20 protein-coding genes are annotated in these 17,926 nt (G+C 63.1%); 15 read left to right on the top strand and 5 right to left on the bottom strand.

Translation table 11 applies throughout. The features are described 5' to 3' along the window. Nucleotides 1–285 precede the first annotated feature (285 nt). Nucleotides 286–1,866: a murein biosynthesis integral membrane protein MurJ gene (gene murJ, locus BMX61_RS05725; RefSeq protein WP_075628582.1), complete on the top strand. Its 1,581-nt coding sequence runs from the start codon at nucleotides 286–288 to the stop codon at nucleotides 1,864–1,866. 40 nt (nucleotides 1,867–1,906) lie between these two features. Here the strand turns inward: murJ and BMX61_RS05720 are convergent, their stop codons facing one another. Continuing rightward, nucleotides 1,907–2,197: a type II toxin-antitoxin system RelE/ParE family toxin gene (locus BMX61_RS05720; RefSeq protein WP_075628583.1), complete on the bottom strand. Its 291-nt coding sequence runs from the start codon at nucleotides 2,195–2,197 to the stop codon at nucleotides 1,907–1,909. Further along, nucleotides 2,194–2,499 carry a ribbon-helix-helix domain-containing protein gene (locus BMX61_RS05715; RefSeq protein WP_083639524.1) on the bottom strand — a complete coding sequence of 102 codons (306 nt, stop codon included), beginning with the start codon at nucleotides 2,497–2,499 and terminating at the stop codon, nucleotides 2,194–2,196. The genes BMX61_RS05720 and BMX61_RS05715 overlap by 4 nt, the downstream gene beginning before the upstream one ends. A 269-nt stretch (nucleotides 2,500–2,768) precedes the next feature. Here BMX61_RS05715 and trpS point away from each other — a divergent pair, with 269 nt between their 5' ends. Together trpS and BMX61_RS05705 are read left to right on the top strand one after the other, a co-directional pair. Further along, a complete protein-coding gene (gene trpS, locus BMX61_RS05710) occupies nucleotides 2,769–3,833 on the top strand; it encodes a tryptophan--tRNA ligase (RefSeq protein WP_075628677.1) in 1,065 nt (354 codons plus the stop codon). Between the two features lie 115 nt (nucleotides 3,834–3,948). Continuing rightward, nucleotides 3,949–4,440 carry a universal stress protein gene (locus BMX61_RS05705; protein ID WP_075628584.1) on the top strand — a complete coding sequence of 164 codons (492 nt, stop codon included), beginning with the start codon at nucleotides 3,949–3,951 and terminating at the stop codon, nucleotides 4,438–4,440. Between the two features lie 24 nt (nucleotides 4,441–4,464). Here BMX61_RS05705 and BMX61_RS05700 read toward each other — a convergent pair whose 3' ends face one another. Together BMX61_RS05700 and BMX61_RS05695 are read right to left on the bottom strand one after the other, a co-directional pair. Continuing rightward, nucleotides 4,465–4,836, bottom strand: a complete 372-nt coding sequence (locus BMX61_RS05700; protein WP_075628585.1) for a DUF2442 domain-containing protein — start codon at nucleotides 4,834–4,836, stop codon at nucleotides 4,465–4,467. Next, nucleotides 4,829–5,056 (bottom strand): DUF4160 domain-containing protein, encoded by a 228-nt coding sequence (locus tag BMX61_RS05695; RefSeq protein WP_075628586.1) that lies wholly within the window; start codon nucleotides 5,054–5,056, stop codon nucleotides 4,829–4,831. The genes BMX61_RS05700 and BMX61_RS05695 overlap by 8 nt, the downstream gene beginning before the upstream one ends. A gap of 194 nt (nucleotides 5,057–5,250) precedes the next feature. Between BMX61_RS05695 and BMX61_RS05690 the strand changes: the two genes are divergently transcribed. The 12 genes from BMX61_RS05690 (at nucleotide 5,251) to trmB (ending at nucleotide 17,320) form a co-directional block, all read left to right on the top strand. Next, nucleotides 5,251–5,814 carry a NifU family protein gene (locus BMX61_RS05690; RefSeq protein WP_075628587.1) on the top strand — a complete coding sequence of 188 codons (564 nt, stop codon included), beginning with the start codon at nucleotides 5,251–5,253 and terminating at the stop codon, nucleotides 5,812–5,814. Nucleotides 5,815–5,912: 98 nt separating this feature from the next. Next, complete coding sequence (gene tsaB, locus BMX61_RS05685; RefSeq protein WP_075628588.1) at nucleotides 5,913–6,638, top strand: tRNA (adenosine(37)-N6)-threonylcarbamoyltransferase complex dimerization subunit type 1 TsaB; 726 nt, start codon at nucleotides 5,913–5,915, stop codon at nucleotides 6,636–6,638. Then, the gene (locus tag BMX61_RS05680) at nucleotides 6,635–7,132 is read left to right on the top strand and encodes a GNAT family N-acetyltransferase (protein WP_092742370.1); all 498 of its coding nucleotides are present in this window, start codon (nucleotides 6,635–6,637) and stop codon (nucleotides 7,130–7,132) included. Before tsaB ends, BMX61_RS05680 begins: the two co-directional genes overlap by 4 nt. Before the next feature lie 112 nt (nucleotides 7,133–7,244). Next, a complete protein-coding gene (locus BMX61_RS05675) occupies nucleotides 7,245–8,033 on the top strand; it encodes a lyso-ornithine lipid O-acyltransferase (RefSeq protein ID WP_075628589.1) in 789 nt (262 codons plus the stop codon). 81 nt (nucleotides 8,034–8,114) lie between these two features. Then, a complete protein-coding gene (gene miaB / locus BMX61_RS05670; RefSeq protein WP_075628679.1) occupies nucleotides 8,115–9,569 on the top strand; it encodes a tRNA (N6-isopentenyl adenosine(37)-C2)-methylthiotransferase MiaB in 1,455 nt (484 codons plus the stop codon). A 68-nt stretch (nucleotides 9,570–9,637) separates the two neighbouring features. Next, nucleotides 9,638–10,702, top strand: coding sequence for a PhoH family protein (locus BMX61_RS05665; RefSeq protein ID WP_075628590.1), 1,065 nt, complete (start codon nucleotides 9,638–9,640; stop codon nucleotides 10,700–10,702). After that, nucleotides 10,702–11,208: an rRNA maturation RNase YbeY gene (gene ybeY / locus BMX61_RS05660; RefSeq protein ID WP_075628591.1), complete on the top strand. Its 507-nt coding sequence runs from the start codon at nucleotides 10,702–10,704 to the stop codon at nucleotides 11,206–11,208. The genes BMX61_RS05665 and ybeY overlap by 1 nt, the downstream gene beginning before the upstream one ends. Before the next feature lie 12 nt (nucleotides 11,209–11,220). Further along, the gene (locus tag BMX61_RS05655; RefSeq protein ID WP_075628592.1) at nucleotides 11,221–12,426 is read left to right on the top strand and encodes a hemolysin family protein; all 1,206 of its coding nucleotides are present in this window, start codon (nucleotides 11,221–11,223) and stop codon (nucleotides 12,424–12,426) included. A gap of 452 nt (nucleotides 12,427–12,878) precedes the next feature. Continuing rightward, entirely contained in the window at nucleotides 12,879–14,474 is a 1,596-nt protein-coding gene (lnt, locus tag BMX61_RS05650; RefSeq protein WP_075628593.1) for an apolipoprotein N-acyltransferase, read from the top strand. A gap of 159 nt (nucleotides 14,475–14,633) precedes the next feature. Further along, nucleotides 14,634–15,056 carry a helix-turn-helix domain-containing protein gene (locus BMX61_RS05645; protein WP_075628594.1) on the top strand — a complete coding sequence of 141 codons (423 nt, stop codon included), beginning with the start codon at nucleotides 14,634–14,636 and terminating at the stop codon, nucleotides 15,054–15,056. Between the two features lie 214 nt (nucleotides 15,057–15,270). Further along, nucleotides 15,271–16,512, top strand: a complete 1,242-nt coding sequence (metK, locus tag BMX61_RS05640) for a methionine adenosyltransferase (RefSeq protein WP_075628595.1) — start codon at nucleotides 15,271–15,273, stop codon at nucleotides 16,510–16,512. 106 nt (nucleotides 16,513–16,618) lie between these two features. Further along, a complete protein-coding gene (trmB, locus tag BMX61_RS05635) occupies nucleotides 16,619–17,320 on the top strand; it encodes a tRNA (guanine(46)-N(7))-methyltransferase TrmB (protein ID WP_075628596.1) in 702 nt (233 codons plus the stop codon). Between the two features lie 339 nt (nucleotides 17,321–17,659). On the opposite strand, the gene BMX61_RS05630 is transcribed toward trmB, so the two are convergent. Further along, nucleotides 17,660–17,917 carry a BQ00720 family protein gene (locus tag BMX61_RS05630; RefSeq protein ID WP_075628597.1) on the bottom strand — a complete coding sequence of 86 codons (258 nt, stop codon included), beginning with the start codon at nucleotides 17,915–17,917 and terminating at the stop codon, nucleotides 17,660–17,662. Between the last annotated feature and the right edge of the window lie 9 nt (nucleotides 17,918–17,926).

Below are 17,926 nucleotides of genomic sequence, written 5' to 3'. Positions count from 1 at the left end.
CACTGTCGAGAGGCTGACCGACCCTCGGCTTGACCTATGTCCTTAGGATCGCCGAAATTTAGAATGTATGAATAGGCGACGGTCGATCTGTGATGGCCGCCGCGCCTTTTGATATCGCCGGTTCGAAATCCGGATTCCCCTTTTCGGATCGATGCTCTAAGAGGTTTGCATGGTGCGCGTCCTGCAGCTCGGCCGGGTCGTGGCGCGCTGCCAAGCCTCGCCTTCGTCCTCCCGGGCTGTGCCGCTTGCCGCAGCGGCACGCGTAACAGTGAGCCTGCTTCCCACATGAGCCTTGTGAAGAAATTCGCCACCGTCGGCGGCGCCACGCTGGGCAGCCGCCTCCTGGGCTTTACCCGCGAAACCATGATGGCCGCCGCGCTCGGCACCGGCCCGATGGCGGACGCCTTCTATGCCGCTTTCCGCTTCCCCAATCTCTTCCGCCGGCTGTTTGCCGAGGGCGCCTTCAACGCCGCCTTCGTGCCGCTCTTCGCCAAAGAGATCGAGGCCAATGGCGTTGCGGGCGCCAAGCGCTTTTCCGAGGAGGTCTTCGGCGTCCTCTTCACCGTGCTCCTGTTGATCACCATCGTCATGGAGCTGGCCATGCCGCTGCTCGTGGCTTGGGTGATCGCGCCGGGCTTTGTCGGCGACGGTGAGAAGTTCGACGTCACGGTCAAGCTCGCCGCCGTGATGTTTCCCTATCTCATGTGCATGTCGCTCACCGCCATGCTCTCGGGCATGCTGAACTCGCTGCAGCATTATTTTGCCGCGGCCGTCGCGCCGGTTTTCCTCAATGTCGCGCTGATCGGCGCGCTGGGTTACGGGCTCTGGACCGGCGCCGATCCGCTGATGACGGCCTGGTGTCTGGCTTGGGGCGTGCTGGTGGCGGGGCTTTTGCAGATGGCGGTGCTCTATGCCGGCGTGCGCCATGCCGGTATGCGGCTCTCCTTCAAGCGGCCGCGCATGACGCCTAACGTCAAACGGCTTTTGGTGTTGGCGCTGCCGGCGGCGGTGACCGGCGGCATTACCCAGATCAACCAGATCATCGGCCAGATGATCGCTTCCACCAAGGATGGCGCCATCGCTGTCTTGCAATATTCGGACCGGGTCTATCAGCTGCCGCTCGGCGTCGTCGGCATTGCCGTCGGCGTCGTGCTCCTGCCGGAACTGTCGCGCGCCTTGCGTGGCGGCCATCTCAAGGAAGCCGGCAATCTGCAGAACCGCTCGCTTGAATTCGTGCTCTTCCTCACGCTGCCTGCTGCCGGCGCGCTCTGGGTGATTTCGGATGAGATCGTGCGCGTGCTCTACGAGCGCGGTGCCTTCTCGCCTTCAACGACCGCGATGGTCGCCTCTGTGCTGGCGATCTACGGGCTCGGCCTGCCGGCCTTCGTCATGATCAAGGCGCTCACGCCGGGCTTCTTCGCGCGTGAAGACACGCGCACACCCATGCGCATTACCGGCCTTTCGGTTGTCGTCAATTGCGCTCTCGCCGTCTCGCTCTTCCCGCTTCTCGCTGAGCGCGGCATCGCCACGGCCGAGACCGTTTCCGGCTGGCTGACGACCATCATGCTGTTCATCACGCTGGTACGACGCGGCCATTGGGACTGGGACAAGGCGCTGTTTTCCCGCACCATCCGCCTTTGCATCGCCACCGGCCTGATGTGCCTTGTGCTCGTCTATGCCTCCAGCGCCCTCCAGCCCTGGCTGCAGCCGGGCTCGAAGCTTCTTCACCAACTCGCCGCGCTGGGCGGATTGATCGCTCTGTCGATGCTGGTCTATTTCGCGCTCGCCTTCCTGATCGGCGGCGCCGATCTCGGCATGATCAAGCGGAATGTGAAGCGGAAGGCGTCTGCTGGGCAAGTCTCCTAATCATATTGAGCATATTATGCCGCTCTCACCATGAATGGGACTAGGTCAGATGCTCTTTATGATCCCGTGCGCCATGTAGGATATGAAGGATTTCGATTTTCTCAGCTTGGACGCGATAGAAAATAACGTATCGCCTGAAAATACGTCGGCGAATGCCTTCCTCTGTATAGTCAGGATGTACTGGAAAAGCATAGGGCAAGCTCGCTAGCCCAAGACAGGCCTCGTAGAGTTCATCAATGAAGCTCGATGCACGGCTAGAATTGTGTGCGGCAATATGCTGCCCGATCTCGAGGAGATCTCCCCAAGCCTGCTCGGACAATGCAACTTTCACTGTTGCTTGCTCGACGGCAGCGAAAGATGGGCTTTCAATCGCGCAAAAGCCTCATCGAGAGGAATGAGGCGACCAGCTTCCGCATCGTCAAGCCCTTGACGGATTGCCCGCTTTAGCTCTTTTCGTTCGGTCTCGCCGAGACTCCCAAGATAACGCTCTTGCAGCAGGTCCTGCAGATATTCTGTTCGACTTCTCGAGACCCCACGTCTGACCTCCTCATCAAGGAACATGTCGAGTTCGTCGCTCAGGGTAATCGTAATGGATCTCTGTGGTGACATGGCTGCGTTCTCAATATCCGTCACGGCACTCTATCTGCTTTCATCCCGCAAGGCGAATCGCGCGGCCCAATCTCTGCTTGATCCACCCCACGGCCCTGTTGCATAAGCGCCAGCGAGTAGGCGCTTGTCACAAGCCGCGCTGGAGCCGGCGTCGCTGCCGCATGCCGAGATCGCTACGCCGCAAGGCCTTGCGGCTGGAAGCAAGGGCGACAAGGGCACAACAACAAGAATGCGAGGAAGCGTCTGGCGCCATGGAGCCTGGCCAGCCTCAACAGCCGATCGAGGTCTTCATCATGTCCCAGTTCCAGCCGCGCGTCTTTTCCGGCGTCCAGCCGACCGGCAATCTGCATCTCGGCAATTATCTCGGCGCGATCCGCAAGTTCGTGGCGCTGCAGGACAACAATGACTGCATGTATTGCGTGGTCGATATGCATGCGATCACGGCGCAACTCGTTCATGACGACCTGATCGGCCAGACACGCTCGATCGCCGCGGCCTTCATCGCCGCCGGGATCGATGCAAAGAAGCATATCGTCTTCAATCAATCGACCGTGCCGGAGCATGCTGAGCTTGCCTGGATTTTCAATTGCGTGGCGCGCATCGGCTGGATGAACCGCATGACGCAGTTCAAGGACAAGGCCGGCAAGGATCGCGAGCAGGCCTCCCTCGGGCTCTATGCCTATCCCAGCCTGATGGCCGCCGATATCCTCGTTTATCGCGGCACCCATGTCCCCGTCGGCGATGACCAGAAGCAGCATCTGGAGCTTGCCCGCGATATCGCGATGAAGTTCAATCTGGACTTCGCCGATAAGATCCGCGCCTCCGGCCACGGCGTCGATATTACCGTTGGCGATGAGCCCGTCCACGCGCTTTTCCCCATGGTCGAGCCGTTGATTGATGGGCCTGCGCCGCGCGTCATGTCGCTGCGGGACGGCACCAAGAAAATGTCGAAGTCCGATCCGTCGGACCTCTCCCGCGTCAATCTGCTTGACGATGCCGAAACCATCTCGAAGAAGATCCGCAAGGCCAAGACCGATCCGGATGGCTTGCCGAGCGAACTGGCAGGCCTTGCCGGCCGGCCGGAAGCCGACAATCTCGTCGGCATCTTCGCGGCGCTGGCTGACAGGACCAAGGCCGATGTCCTTGCCGAATTTGGCGGGCAGCAGTTCTCGGTGTTCAAGCCGGCTTTGGTCGATCTCGCCGTCTCCGTGCTTTCGCCCGTAACCGAGGAGATGCGCCGGCTGATGCAGGACACCAGCCATATCGACGCCATTCTCAAGGATGGTGGCGAGCGGGCGCGCGCGCGCGCCGCGCAGACCATGGCGATGGTGCGCGAGGTCGTCGGCTTCCTGCGTTGATGGGTTCCTGCGGCCGGCCGTTGCCGGCTCCAGGCCTCCGAGCGGCGCTGCAGAATCGGTGAACCGGCGGAAATCAGCCCTTGCGGGCTGCCGCCGGCTTTGCCACAGTCCAGCCATGGTTTCGACACGACTCTCCAGCACCGAAGGCCACCGCCGGAAATTCCTGGCGGTCATCGACGAGACGCCCGAATGCAGCCGGGCGGTTCATTATGCCGGACGGCGCGCCAAGCATTCCGGCGGCGCACTGGTGCTGCTTTACGTCATCCCAGATGGCGATTTCCAGCAATGGCTTGGGGTGGAAGGCATCATGCGGGCCGAAGCCCGCGCCGAGGCCGAGGCAACGCTTGCCAAGATCGCCCAGAGCGTGCGCGAGACCATCGGCATCGAGCCGGAAATGGTGATCCGCGAGGGCCTTGCCACCGAGCAGATCAACAAGCTCATCGACGAGGACCGCGATATCGCCATTCTCGTGCTGGCCGCCGGCTCGGCCAAGGACGGCCCGGGCCCGCTGGTCGCCTCCATCGCCGGCAAAGCCGCCGCTTTCCCGATCCCGGTCACCGTCATTCCCGATGCGCTGACCGATGCCGAGATCGACGCGCTGACGTGACGTCAGAGAAGGGGCGCTGATCTGTTAGCGCGCCCTTGTGCGGCTTTGTGCAGGCTCGTTAGTGTTTGGTTCAGTCTTGTTTCGCTGCTGCATGAAAGCGCGCGAGCCGAAGATCCCATTCATCAGCCCCTCGATGCTGTAATCTACATCGAGGCTTTCCCAATGCAGGCCCGTTTCACCGAGCAATTCAACCTCGGCCAGTTGCTCTGGCGTGGCATCCTGCAAAAACTCCACGGCGCGCGCCGGAAACAGGAACGCCGCGCCATTGGAGAAATCCACGAGGATGCGTTCAGAGATCGGATCGAAACGAACCGACACGGGAATAGGGCGTTCTGCCCGCTCGCGGAGCCAGCGGGACTTGGCCGCATCGAGCTCTATGTCGCTGACATTAGCCATGATAGTGTCTCCAGACAGAGAGAAACAGGTCCCTATTGTCTTCGATGATGTCAACCGCCCGGCGCACATCGCGATCCGACAGCGCACCCTGCGTCATAACGGTCAGCTTCACGAGATCGATCCGCGCTTCGCCCTGCCCAAAGACATGAACGTGCGGTGGTTCGTGATCTGCCGTATAGATGACGAACCGCATGCCATGCGCGCGCAAAACGGTGACCATGCCGCCATGCTAATCTCATCGGCGAAGACCTTCAACAGGCTTGACGCCGCCCTGCCGCATAAGAGAAAACTTGACTGCAAAAGCCATCTTGAAGCCATGGGCCGAGAGGCGTATATCCAGTTTAGAAATTTTCTAAACCCGCGGCGGGGCCTTGGAGCCTCTTCTCACGTCCGCGACCGGAGCACGATCCAGCGATGTTCATCCAGACCGAATCCACCCCCAATCCCGCGACGCTGAAGTTTTTGCCTGGCCGGGTCGTCATGGAAACCGGCACGGCCGAGTTTCGCGACGAGGACGAGGCCAATGCCGGTTCGCCGCTGGCTGCCCGTCTCTTCCGTGTGCCGGGCATTACCGGCGTCTATTTCGGCTATGACTTCATCACCGTGACCAAGGATGGCCAGGATTGGCAGCATCTGAAGCCGGCGATTCTCGGTTCGATCATGGAGCATTTCATGTCCGGCCAGCCGGTTATGGCCGGCCCGCGCGCCGAGGCGACGGATGCGGAAGGCGAGTTCTTCGATAGCGGCGACGAGACCATCGTCGCCACGATCAAGGAGCTTCTGGAAACCCGGGTGCGTCCGGCTGTTGCGCAGGATGGTGGCGACATCACCTTCAAGGGCTTCCGGGATGGCACGGTGTTCCTCAATATGAAGGGTGCCTGCTCCGGTTGCCCCTCCTCGACCGCGACTTTGAAGCATGGCGTGCAGAATCTGCTGCATCATTTCATTCCCGAAGTGCAGGCCGTCGAGGCCGTCTGATCGCGCACAGGCTTTCCCTCCGTCCGCGGCGGGTCATGCGCAAGGAAGAGCGAAAACAGCCATTGCCAAAACCGGCTTCGGCGGGGCAATAGACTCCCATGATCGTTCTTGCTTTGGATACGGCGGGCGCGGCGTGCCGCGCCGCGCTTTTTGACGCCACGGCCGGCCGCTTGCTTGCGGTTGCAGGCGAAGAGATCGGCAAGGGCCATGCCGAGCATCTCCTCGGCTTCATCGACATGGCGCTGGACAGTGCCGGACGTGAGCTCGATGCGGTCGATCGCATCGCCGTCGCCGTCGGACCCGGTTCCTTCACCGGCATTCGCGTCGGCGTGGCCGCCGCGCGCGGCTTTGGCCTGGCGCTCGACCGGCCGGTGGTCGGCATTTCCACCCTGTCAACGCTCGCTTTTTCCGCTCGGGCCAACTCCGGTTCGCAGGAGGTGCTGGCTGTGATAGACGGCCGGCGCGAGGACCTGTTCTGCCAGAGCTTTGCTGCCGACGGCACGCCATCAAGCCGGCCGGAGCTATGGCCGCTGCCGAAGGCGCGTGAACATTTTGCCGGCTACCGAGGTGCAATTATTGGGTCCGGCGCCGCGCTTCTGGCCGGCCTGCCCGATGCCGTCAGCGGCAGGATAACGCCCGATCCGGTGGATATCGCCGCACTCGTCCAGCTTGGCGCGCTTGCCGATCCCCAGGAGGCACCCGCCCGTCCGCTCTATCTGCGGGGCCCCGATGCCAAGCCGCAGGAAGGCTTTGCCGTTGCCCGAGCCCAGGACAGCCGGGCACAGGGCGGCGAGACGGGAGATGGCGAGGGGCAGACGCCATGACCCTGATCGATCAGTGGCTGCGCCGGCCTGACTTCGACATTCTGCGCCTGACGGCTTCGGAGCTTGCCGATGTGGCCTCGTGCCATCAAGGGCGCTTTGCACATCCCTGGAGCGAGGACGAGATCCACGCGCTGATGCGGCAGGACACGGTTTTCGGCTTCATCGCCCGCCAGACCAATCCATTGCTCGGGCGTGCCGCGCTGGGCGGTTTCGTCCTGGCGCGGGTGGCTGGTGGGGAAGGCGAGATCCTGACCATTGCCGTCGATTCCCGCTTCGCGCGGCTCGGGCTTGGCTGGCGGCTGATGCTGGCAGCCTTGAGCGAAGCCAAGCGTCGTGGGGCGGAAAGCATGTTTCTGGAGGTCGACGAGACCAATCATCCCGCCGTCGGGCTCTATCGCCGGCTCAATTTCCAGACGGTTGCGACCCGCAAGGCCTATTACAAGGGCGCCGATGGCACGCGGACGGGCGCTCTGGTCATGCGGCTGGATTTCTAGAACATGACAGCGGAAGCGGGATCAGGTGACGTGCTCGTCGTGCTGTCGCGAAACCTTCGGTCGCAGGCCTCTTTTTACCTGGACTGGGCGGGCTCTGAGGCGAGGCGATAGCGTGATCAATCGGCTGCGTATCGCAATCGTCGTCCTTTTGCTCGTCTTGGTCACGGCGCTGCTCCTGCCGGCGCAGCTGGTCTTTCTCTGGCGGGATTGGCCGGCGCGCCGCCGCCTGCCGCGGCTTTGGCATCGGCTGGCCTGCCGGCTTCTCGGCCTGCGCGTTCATGCCCATGGCATGATCGAGGCCCGCCGCCCGCTGCTTCTCGTTTCCAATCATGTCAGCTGGAAGGACATCCTTGTTCTCGGTAGTCTGGCCGATGTGGTCTTTGTCGCCAAGGCGGAGGTGCGGGATTGGCCGGTATTCGGCCTGCTTGCACGGTTGCAAAGCTCGATTTTCGTTGCCCGCGAGGAAAAGCGGCGCGCCGGCGACCAGGCAAGCGAGATCGGCCAGCGCATGGCGGCGGGCGAGATCGTCGTACTCTTTCCCGAAGGCACGACCTCGGATGGCAACCGGCTGCTGGAGGTCAAGAGCGCACTCTTCGGTGCTGCGACCGCCGCGCTTCCGCAATCGCCCACTGGCGTGGTGCATATCCAGCCGGTCTCCATCGCCTATACCCGGCTGCATGGCATGCCCATGGGCCGCTATCACCGGCCGGTCGCTGCTTGGCCCGGAGACGTCGCGCTTCTGCCGCATCTGCTCGGCGTGCTGAAGGAAGGGGCGATCGATGTCGAGGTCGATATCGCGCCGGCCATCGCCTATGACGCCACGAGCAACCGCAAGACCACGAGCCGCATGGTGGAAGGCGCCATCCGCGCCATGCTGACGGCGCGCCTGCGCGGCAGATAGGGTGGCCGGCGCTGGCCCTGCAAGCAAAGCTCTTGCGTCCCTGCCTTCATTTCCCGGCATTTTTGCGCTATGAGCCCGCTCATGACCGAGACCACCATTTTCCTGGCCGACGAACCGGCCTCCGTTCAGTCTGCGGAGAGCGCCCTGCTTTCGGGGTCCGAGCCGCTCGCATCGTCACGTCTTGACGCGCCGGCGCCGCGCAAGGTCTTTCTCAAGACCTATGGCTGCCAGATGAACGTCTATGACAGCGAGCGCATGCAGGATGCGCTGGCGCGCGATGGCTACGAGCCCGTCGACAGCGAGGCCGAGGCCGATCTCGTCCTGCTTAACACCTGTCATATTCGCGAAAAGGCGGCGGAGAAGGTCTATTCCGCGCTCGGGCGGTTGCGCGACCTGAAGAAGAAGAAGGCAGCCGAGGGCAAGGTGATGACGATCGGCGTGGCTGGCTGCGTCGCCCAGGCCGAGGGTGGCGAGATCCTGCGCCGCGCGCCCGCCGTCGACCTCGTCATCGGCCCGCAGACCTATCATCGCCTGCCCGAGGCTCTCGCCCGCGTGAAGCAGGGCGAAAGGGTGCTGCAGACCGACTATGCGCTTGAGGACAAGTTCGACCATCTGCCGGCGCCGAGGCCGGCGGTCACCCGCGCGCGCGGCGTCACCGCCTTTCTCACGGTGCAGGAAGGCTGCGACAAGTTCTGCACCTTCTGCGTCGTGCCCTATACGCGCGGATCGGAAGTGTCTCGCCCGCTCGCGCGCATCGTCAGTGAGGCTGAGCGGCTGGCGGCGGCCGGGGTGCGCGAGCTGACGCTGCTTGGACAGAACGTCAATGCCTGGCATGGCCTGGACGAATCGGGCGTGGAGCTGGGCCTCGGCGATCTCCTGCGCCGGCTGGCGGAGGTGCCGGGCATCGCCCGTCTTCGCTATACCACCAGCCATCCCCGCGACATGGATGACAGCCTGATCTCGGCCCATCGCGACCTGCCGGCGCTGATGCCCTATCTGCATCTGCCGATCCAGTCCGGCTCCGACCGGATTTTGAAGGCGATGAATCGGCGCCATAAGGCGGCCGATTATGTCGCGCTCGTCGCGCGTATTCGCTCCGTACGGGCCGATCTCGCTCTGTCCGGCGATTTCATCGTCGGCTTTCCTGGCGAAACGGAAGAGGATTTCCAGGCGACGCTCGATCTGGTGACCGCGGTCGGCTACGCCCAGGCCTTCTCCTTCAAATATTCGACCCGCCCCGGCACGCCAGGCGCCGACCTGCCCGACCAGGTGGACGAGGCGGTGAAGGCAGAGCGGCTGGAACGACTGCAGGCGCTGCTTCTCCAGCAGCAGCAGGCCTTCGCGCAGGGCTGCATCGGCCGCACGATCGACCTGCTTCTGGAAAAGCCGGGGCGCATGCCCGGCCAGTTGATCGGCCGTTCGCCCTGGCTTCAATCGGTGAATGTTGATGCAAAGGGCGCGGAAATCGGTGACATTGTCAGGGTACGAATCACCGGCGCCGGCCCTAACAGTCTCTTCGCGGACATGTTAGACTGACGCGGCCGGGCGGATCCTCTCAAGGGAGTCGCGCCCGCCGATCGAATGCCTCGAAGGAGCCTTGCTGCTTGAACGGACACGAATTGGTTTCCTCCTCGCCGCGCCAGTCGAAGACCTCTGCGACCGACGTTAATCACTTCGTGCTCACTTTCGAGAACAACCGCTTTGCCAGCGCGCTGTTCGGTCAGTTCGATGAAAACCTGAAGCTGATCGAGCAGACCCTGCATGTGGAGGCGCGGCCGCGCGGCAATTCCGTGGCCATTTCGGGCGATGTTTTGGCGACCAATCAAGCCCGGCGCGCGCTCGATTACCTCTATGGCCGCGTGCAGACCGGGGCGAGCATCGAGGTTTCGGATGTCGAGGGCGCCATTCGCATGGCGGTCGCCGCCGACGACCAGCTGCAGCTTCCGACCATGGAAAAGAAGGCGAAGCTCAATCTGGCCCAGATTTCCACGCGCAAGAAGACCATTGCCGCGCGCACGCCGACGCAGGATGCTTACATCCGCGCGCTGGAGCGCTCGGAGCTCGTTTTCGGCGTCGGTCCGGCCGGCACCGGCAAGACCTATCTAGCCGTCGCCTATGCCGCCCAGCTTCTGGAGCGCGGTGCGGTGGACAAGATCATTCTCTCGCGCCCGGCTGTAGAAGCCGGCGAGCGCCTGGGCTTCCTGCCTGGCGATATGAAGGAGAAGGTCGATCCCTATCTGCGACCGCTCTATGATGCGCTCTACGACATGATGCCCGGCGACAAGGTCGAGCGGGCGATCACCGCCGGCGTGATCGAGATCGCGCCGCTCGCCTTCATGCGCGGGCGCACGCTGGCCAATGCCGCCGTGATCCTCGACGAGGCACAGAACACCACCTCGATGCAGATGAAGATGTTCCTCACACGTCTCGGCGAAAATGGCCGGATGATCGTGACGGGCGATCCGAGCCAGGTTGACCTGCCGCGTGGCGTCACCTCCGGCCTGGTCGAGGCGCTGCAGATCCTCAAGGAGATCGAGGGCGTCTCCGTCGTGCGCTTCAAGGATGTCGACGTCGTGCGTCATCCGATGGTTGCTCGTATCGTGCGCGCCTATGAAGCGCAAACGGCCGTGCCGGATCAAAGCCTGGCGCCGGCTCCCCGGAACGGCTGATGTCGCGCTTCGACATTCAATTGAGCCGCGAGTCGGAGGCATGGCCCGAGGAAGAAGCTCTGGAGATGCTGGCGGAGCGCGTCATCGATGCCGCCGCGGCCTATCTGGAGGTGGCGGAGGGGCAGCCCTTTCCGCAAAATCCCTCCGAACTCTCGCTCGTCTTCACCGATGACGACAGCGTGCGTGCAATCAATGCGGAATGGCGGGGCCAGGACAAGCCGACCAACGTGCTGTCTTTTCCCGCTTTTCCGGTGGAGCCCGGCGACGAGCCGGGGCCGATGCTGGGCGATATCGTGCTGGCACAGGAAACCATTGCGCGTGAGGCAGCCGATCTCGGCACGCCTTTCGAGGAACATCTGAGCCATCTGCTGGTTCATGGATTCCTGCATCTGCTTGGTTACGACCACATCGATCCGCGGGAAGCGGAGCGGATGGAAGCGCTTGAGAGTAGAATTTTGATCGGACTTGGACTATCTGATCCCTATGGGGACAGTGATCCCATCTGACGAACTGGAACAATGAGCGATTTTCGAACAGAGCCGGCCGCGGCTGTGACGGACGAGGCGGACCCCGCCAGTCAGGACGAAACGGGCAGTACGGAGACCGGCACCCTTCAAGACGGTGCCAGGCCTGAACCCTATAGGGCAGACCATGCGCGGCATGAGCCGGCGCGCCATGAGGCGCAAAAGCCGGCAGCCTCCTTCTGGAGCAGGGCCGCGCGTATATGGCGCGGCGCGGCTGCGCCCAATCTCCGTGAGGATCTGGCCGATGCCTTGATGGCGGATGCCGGCACGGATACGGACTTTTCGCCGGCTGAACGGGCGATGCTCAACAATATTCTCCGCTTCAAGGAAGTGCGCGTCGAGGATGTGATGATCCCGCGCGCCGAGATCGAAGCGGTCGATGTTTCGATTTCGGTCGGCGATCTTCTGATCCTGTTCGAGGAGTCCGGTCGCTCACGCATGCCGGTCTATCATGAAAGCCTCGACGATCCGCGCGGCATGGTGCATATCCGCGATCTTCTCGGCTACATCACCAAGCAGGCACGCAACCGCCGTCGTGGCTCCACGCGAACGCCGTCTGCCAATGCGGATGGCGTCGAAAAGGCGGAAAAGACGACGCGCCAGCCGCGCCCGAGCTTCGATCTCGGCCGGGTGGATCTGACAAAGACCGTCGAAGAGGCCAGCATCATCCGCCAGGTCCTGTTCGTTCCCCCGTCCATGCATGCCTCCGATCTGATGCAGCGCATGCAGGCGGCGCGCATTCAGATGGCGCTGGTGATCGATGAATATGGCGGCACGGACGGACTGATCGCGCTGGAAGATATTGTCGAACTGGTGGTCGGCGATATCGAGGACGAGCATGACTCCGAAGAGGTGATGTTCGCCCGCACCTCCGACGATATCTTCGTGGCCGATGCCCGCGTCGAACTCGAAGAAATTGCTGCGGCGATCGGCCCGGATTTTGACGTGCGCGAGCAGCTTGAGGATGTGGATACGCTCGGCGGTCTGGTGTTCAACACGCTCGGCCGCATTCCCGCGCGCGGCGAAGTGGTCCAGGCCATCCCAGGCTTCGAGTTCCAGGTGCTCGACGCCGATCCCCGTCGGGTCAAGCGCGTGCGCATCGTGCGCAAGCGTGCACCGGCAGCCCGTCGCCGCCCGGCGCGCGATGGTGCGGGCGAGGGCGCTGATACGGCAGCCCCCGCTGGCGAAACGGGCCAGTAAACAGCCTTGTGCACAGCAGGCGGTGCCGGATGCGGCGCCTGCTGTTGTTGCGTGCCGGTCCGCAAACGGCCGTGCGCGCCCGTGTGCCGTACCCCTGCCTAAGAACGCGCTTCCACGCGGCCCCGTCCCCCTGACCGTCGGGCGTAAGGCTGGCGCGACCTTGTCGACATATCCCGGTCGCTGCCTCGACACCTGTCTTGCACAGGGTGCCGATTATAAAGACAATCGTAAAAGAAAACGGTAAGCGGCAGGCGGAGAGCCATGTCCGGCGGATGGAGGCATCGGCCAGAGGCGTGGAAACTGGTGTTCGGCCGTCCGATACAAAACCAAGAAGCCTTGAGCATCCGGCCGATTTCCATTGTCGCTGCGTGCTCCGGCGCATTTGCGGCAGTATCATGCCGATCGGCTTCGGACGTGTCAGCGTTGGCGGAAAGCCGCAGGGGGAGTGAGGAATGGATTGGATTGCCGGGCGCGTCATGCTGCTCTCGGGCTGGCGCCGCGCAGCGCTCGCCATGGCTGCCGGGCTTCTTGCCGTGCTGGCCCTACCGCCCTTTTCCCTCTTCGCCGCTCCTTTTCTCAGTTTTCCGATTCTGGTCTGGCTGATCGACGGCGTGCCTGCCGATCCTGCGCGCGGCCTGTTGCGCCGGTATCTGCCGGCCATGTGGACCGGATGGTGTTTCGGATTCGGCTATCTTCTTGGAGGGCTTTGGTGGCTCGGCAATGCGCTGCTCGTCGAGGCCGACACCTTTGCCTGGGCTCTTCCCCTCGCAATCTTCGGCCTCCCGGCGGTTCTCGCGTTTTACTATGGTCTGGCGGTCGTTCTGGCCCGGCTCCTGTGGTCGGAAGGCTGGGGGCGGATTGCAGCTCTGGCGGGCGCCTTCGGTGTCGCTGAATGGGCGCGGGCAAGCCTGCTCACCGGCTTTCCCTGGAATGCCATCGGCTACGCCGCTATGCCGCTGCCCATGGCCATGCAGTCTGTCAGTCTCGTCGGATTGATGGGTATGAACGTCGCGGCCGTCTTCGTCTTCTCGGCACCAGCGCTTCTGGGCACCCGACGGGGGGCCCTGCCAGGGCTCTGCGTGGCAATCGCGCTTCTCTGTCTTCATCTCGGCTTTGGCGCCTGGCGCCTGGCGCAACCCGCCGCCGCGCCGCTCGATCCGCCCATGACCCTGCGCGTGGTCCAGCCGGTGATCGACCAGGCGAAGAAGCTCGATGACGCGGCTCGCGCCGAGGTCTTCGAAACCCATCTGGCCCTGACAGCGGCCCTGCCCGCGCCGGGGCAGCGCCGGCCGGATTTGATCGTCTGGCCCGAAACGGCGGTGCCCTTCATCCTTACAGAGAATCCAGACGCGCTGGCTCGCATCGCCGAGGTGCTCCAGGACGGCCAGGTTCTCGTCACCGGCGCGGTACGCGCGGAAGATGCAGGCTCAGGGCTGCCCCCGCGTTACTACAATTCCATGATCATGATCGACCACCAAGGCCAGATCATCGGCGGCGCGGACAAGGTCCATCTCGTGCCCTTCGGCGAATATCTGCCTCTGGAGGGTCTGATTTCGGCGCTTGGCCTTCATGCCATCGCAGCAGAAATGCCGGGCGGCTTTTCGCCCGCTGCCGCGCGGATGACGATGACCCTGCCCGGTGGACGCGTGCTCTACCCGCTGATTTGCTACGAAGCGATTTTCCCGGCCGAAATCGGCGACAGCGCCCTCTCTGCCTCCGCACTTTTAAACCTGACGAATGACGCCTGGTTCGGTGACACGCCCGGCCCCTATCAGCACTTCCTCCAGGCCAGGTTGCGCGCGGTCGAAACCGGCGTGCCCATGCTGCGCGCGGCCAATAGCGGGATCTCGGCGCTGATCGATCCCTTCGGCCGTGTCGAAAAGGGCCTCAATCTCGGCGTTGCCGGCTTTTTCGACGCCGAGCTTCCGCCGCGCGCCGCACCGCTCGTGCCACCTTCGGGCCAGGCGCGGAACGGTCTGATCTTTCTCGTCATTTCGCTCGCGGTTGCGGCTTTTTCGCGCCTGAGTTTTGTTTTTCGGGAGAATTGACCCAAAACCCCTGAGATTGCATAGTGGCCGCCGCCATTGGACCTTACCTCTATGGGAGTGAGCGGCCCGGCACGCCAGTTGCGGACGGCTGGTGTTGCGCCGGATCTCACTCGTTGGCCGGAGGGGAGAGCAGAGCGCATCGGTTGATAGGAACCCACAATGATTGAAAACAAGAAGAAGCCCAATCCGATCGACATTCATGTCGGCAGTCGGATTCGGCTCCGGCGGACCATGCTGGGCATGAGCCAGGAGAAACTGGGCGAAAGCCTGGGGATCACGTTCCAGCAGATCCAGAAATACGAAAAGGGCACCAACCGTGTCGGTGCCAGCCGGCTGCAGAATATCTCGGCCATTTTGAACGTACCGGTCGCCTTCTTTTTCGAGGACGCCCCAGGGGAGAGCGGCGTCGCCGCGGCCACCGGCATGGCCGAAGCCTCGAGCTCCAACTATGTCGTCGACTTCCTGTCCTCGTCCGAAGGGCTGCAGCTCAACCGTGCCTTCGTGAAGATCGCCGACCCGAAGGTCCGCCGCAAACTGGTCGATCTCGTCAAGGCGCTTGCGGCTGAAACCGAGAGCGAATGAACCACTGCGAGCATGTCGCGCGCGACCGACGACCGGTTTTGCGCGGCATGTTTTAACCTCTCCTTCATCACGTCCCCATCTCCTATGGCGCATGCGTCACAGACCCGGAAAAACGTTCTCCGAACAGCATATAAAGATATATATATGTCCTTGTATCGCTCCTTTGGATGGACTAGGAACGGTCAGGCGATTTTTCATTGAGGGGACGTCCCGCATGCGCGCAAATTACCTGTTCACCAGCGAATCCGTGGCTGAAGGCCATCCGGACAAGGTGTGCGATCGAATTTCGGACGAGATTGTCGATCTGGTCTATCGTGAGGCGGCCCGCACGGGCGTCGATCCTTGGACGGTGCGCATCGCCTGCGAGACGCTGGCCACCACCAACCGCGTCGTGATCGCCGGCGAGGTGCGCCTTCCCAAGAGCCTGATGAAGACCGACAAGAACGGCAACGAGGTCATCAACCCGGCCAAGTTCAAGTCCGTCGCGCGCAAGGCCATCCGTGACATCGGCTACGAGCAGGACGGCTTCCATTGGAAGACGGCGAAGATCGACGTGCTGCTGCATTCGCAATCCGCCGATATTGCCCAAGGCGTCGACAATGCGGCCGACCGGCAGGGCGACGAGGGGGCCGGCGACCAGGGCATCATGTTCGGCTATGCCTGCCGCGAAACCGCCGAACTGATGCCGGCGCCGATCTATTATTCCCACCGCATCCTGGCGCTGCTCGCCGAGGCGCGCAAGAAGGGCGAGGGCGATGCCGCGCTTCTCGGTCCCGACGCCAAGAGCCAGGTGACCGTGCGCTACCTCGATGGCAAGCCCTCGGCTGTCGCCTCGATCGTGCTCTCCACCCAGCATCTGGATGAGAGCTGGGACTCCGCCAAGGTGCGCGAGGTTGTCGAGCCCTATATTCGCGAGGCGCTCCACGACATCGACATCGCCGAGGATTGCCAGTGGTACATCAACCCCACGGGCAAGTTCGTCATCGGCGGCCCGGACGGGGATGCGGGCCTGACCGGCCGCAAGATCATCGTCGACACCTATGGCGGCGCAGCGCCCCATGGCGGCGGTGCCTTTTCGGGCAAGGACACGACCAAGGTCGACCGCTCGGCCGCCTATGTGGCCCGCTATCTCGCCAAGAACGTCGTCGCCGCCAATCTGGCTGATCGCTGCACCATCCAGCTGTCCTATGCCATCGGCGTTGCCCAGCCGCTGTCGATTTATGTCGACCTGCATGGCACTGGCCGCGTGACCGAGGACGAGGTCGAGGCCGCGATCCGCAAGACCATCGATCTCTCGCCTTCCGGCATCCGCCGTCATCTGAACCTCAACAAGCCGATCTATGCCAAGACCTCGGCCTATGGTCACTTCGGCCGCAAGGCCGGCCGTGACGGCTCCTTCTCCTGGGAGAAGCTGGATCTGGTGAAGCCGCTGAAGGATGCGCTGAAGGCTGCTTAAGCCTTCACCTGCCGCGATCGGGCCCTTGACGGGCGGGGCGGCATGACCGAAAGGAGGCCGCGCCGCGCCTTGAAAGGCTGCGGCGCGCTTCGAAAGGACAAACCAGATGAGCGAAGAGCCGCGCGGCACCAGGGCGACCGAGGCCTTTTTCGGCCGGCGAAAGGGCAAGGCGCTGCGCCCGCAGCAGGCCGCTCAGCTCGAAGGGCGGCTGCCTGAGCTCAAACTGGATCTCGGCACGGCAGCACCCGACCCTCTCGCCATGCTTTTCCCGGTGCCGGTTTCCCGGCTGAGGCTGGAAATCGGCTTCGGCGGTGGCGAGCACCTGATCCATCGCGCAGTCAGCGAACCGGAGACCGGCTTCATCGGCATCGAGCCCTTCGTCAATTCCATGGCCAAGCTGCTTGGTCACATCGATGAGGCGGGCGCTCGCAATATTCGTCTTTACGATGACGATGCGACACAGGTGCTGGACTGGCTGCCGGCTGCCAGCATCGACCAGATCGACCTGCTCTATCCCGATCCCTGGCCCAAGCGGAAGCATTGGAAGCGCCGCTTCGTCTCCAAGGTCAATCTCGACCGTTTCGCGCGGGTGCTGAAGCCAGGTGGGCTTTTCTGCTTTGCCTCCGACATCGATACCTATGTCAACTGGACGCTTCTCCACTGCCGCGACCATGCCGACTTCGTCTGGACGGCCAAGGCCGCGCCGGACTGGCTGACACCCTTTGAGAACTGGCCGAGCACGCGCTACGAAGCCAAGGCCCGCCGCGAGGGGCGCTCTTCGGCCTATCTGACCTTTCAGCGTCGCTGACAAGCGGGTCGAGACCTGCGAAAGGCTACTTAAGGTGAGCCCGGCATAGGCCGACGTGCGTTTGTTTGGATGGTGTCGTCGCTGATGCCGCAATCGATTTCGGCATCACGCGGTTGGACCGTCATGCCTGGATCAATCGCACGAGGCTGTCAGACTGATCGGCTCGGCCGGCCTGCGGGGGACGCGGAACGGAAACGAGGGACTGGAGCAGGCTCCGAGCAGATCAGGAAGAGGCATTGGCCGGAAGGGTCTGCCTGTTTTGATGGCCAGGCCGCTCAAGGATTCAATGCGGCTGGAAGCAGGCTTGGGCGGCGCGGAGGCGCCACCCGCCGTTGGCGTTCAGTGCAGCGTAACGGTCTTCAGATCGTCTTCGGCCGCCTTGAAGAAGGTCGAGGAGCGGTTGTCGGTCAGGAGAATCGGTGTGCCGTCGGCGCCGAATAGCGCCCAGAGATCAAGGCCGGGTTCCATATTGGGCGCTTCGGGGAAGCAGCGGGAGACTTCGTCAGAACGCATTTTGCGGATGTAGCCGACTTCGCCTGCGCCAAGATGTGCAAGATCCGACTTCGACAGGCGGCTGCTGACGTGTTTCAATCCCATGGGTCCCAT

Origin of the sequence: Xaviernesmea oryzae (assembly GCF_900109605.1) — a bacterium.
GTDB classification, from domain to species: domain Bacteria; phylum Pseudomonadota; class Alphaproteobacteria; order Rhizobiales; family Rhizobiaceae; genus Xaviernesmea; species Xaviernesmea oryzae.
The sequence above is the reverse complement of the archived record's forward strand: the minus strand, read 5'-3'. Positions and strand labels throughout refer to the sequence as shown.

Excerpts from the sequence above, each read along its gene's own strand:
- BMX61_RS05695 (WP_075628586.1), bottom strand. The coding sequence starts at position 5,056 with ATGGTCACCGTTTTGCGCGCGCATGGCATGCGGTTCGTCATCTATACG.
- BMX61_RS05645 (WP_075628594.1), top strand. The coding sequence starts at position 14,634 with ATGATTGAAAACAAGAAGAAGCCCAATCCGATCGACATTCATGTCGGC.
- metK (WP_075628595.1), top strand. The coding sequence starts at position 15,271 with ATGCGCGCAAATTACCTGTTCACCAGCGAATCCGTGGCTGAAGGCCAT.
- lnt (WP_075628593.1), top strand. The coding sequence starts at position 12,879 with ATGGATTGGATTGCCGGGCGCGTCATGCTGCTCTCGGGCTGGCGCCGC.
- BMX61_RS05705 (WP_075628584.1), top strand. The coding sequence starts at position 3,949 with ATGGTTTCGACACGACTCTCCAGCACCGAAGGCCACCGCCGGAAATTC.
- trpS (WP_075628677.1), top strand. The coding sequence starts at position 2,769 with ATGTCCCAGTTCCAGCCGCGCGTCTTTTCCGGCGTCCAGCCGACCGGC.
- murJ (WP_075628582.1), top strand. The coding sequence starts at position 286 with ATGAGCCTTGTGAAGAAATTCGCCACCGTCGGCGGCGCCACGCTGGGC.
- ybeY (WP_075628591.1), top strand. The coding sequence starts at position 10,702 with ATGTCGCGCTTCGACATTCAATTGAGCCGCGAGTCGGAGGCATGGCCC.
- BMX61_RS05630 (WP_075628597.1), bottom strand. The coding sequence starts at position 17,917 with ATGGGATTGAAACACGTCAGCAGCCGCCTGTCGAAGTCGGATCTTGCA.
- tsaB (WP_075628588.1), top strand. The coding sequence starts at position 5,913 with ATGATCGTTCTTGCTTTGGATACGGCGGGCGCGGCGTGCCGCGCCGCG.
- miaB (WP_075628679.1), top strand. The coding sequence starts at position 8,115 with ATGACCGAGACCACCATTTTCCTGGCCGACGAACCGGCCTCCGTTCAG.
- BMX61_RS05655 (WP_075628592.1), top strand. The coding sequence starts at position 11,221 with ATGAGCGATTTTCGAACAGAGCCGGCCGCGGCTGTGACGGACGAGGCG.
- BMX61_RS05690 (WP_075628587.1), top strand. The coding sequence starts at position 5,251 with ATGTTCATCCAGACCGAATCCACCCCCAATCCCGCGACGCTGAAGTTT.
- BMX61_RS05680 (WP_092742370.1), top strand. The coding sequence starts at position 6,635 with ATGACCCTGATCGATCAGTGGCTGCGCCGGCCTGACTTCGACATTCTG.
- BMX61_RS05700 (WP_075628585.1), bottom strand. The coding sequence starts at position 4,836 with ATGGCTAATGTCAGCGACATAGAGCTCGATGCGGCCAAGTCCCGCTGG.
- trmB (WP_075628596.1), top strand. The coding sequence starts at position 16,619 with ATGAGCGAAGAGCCGCGCGGCACCAGGGCGACCGAGGCCTTTTTCGGC.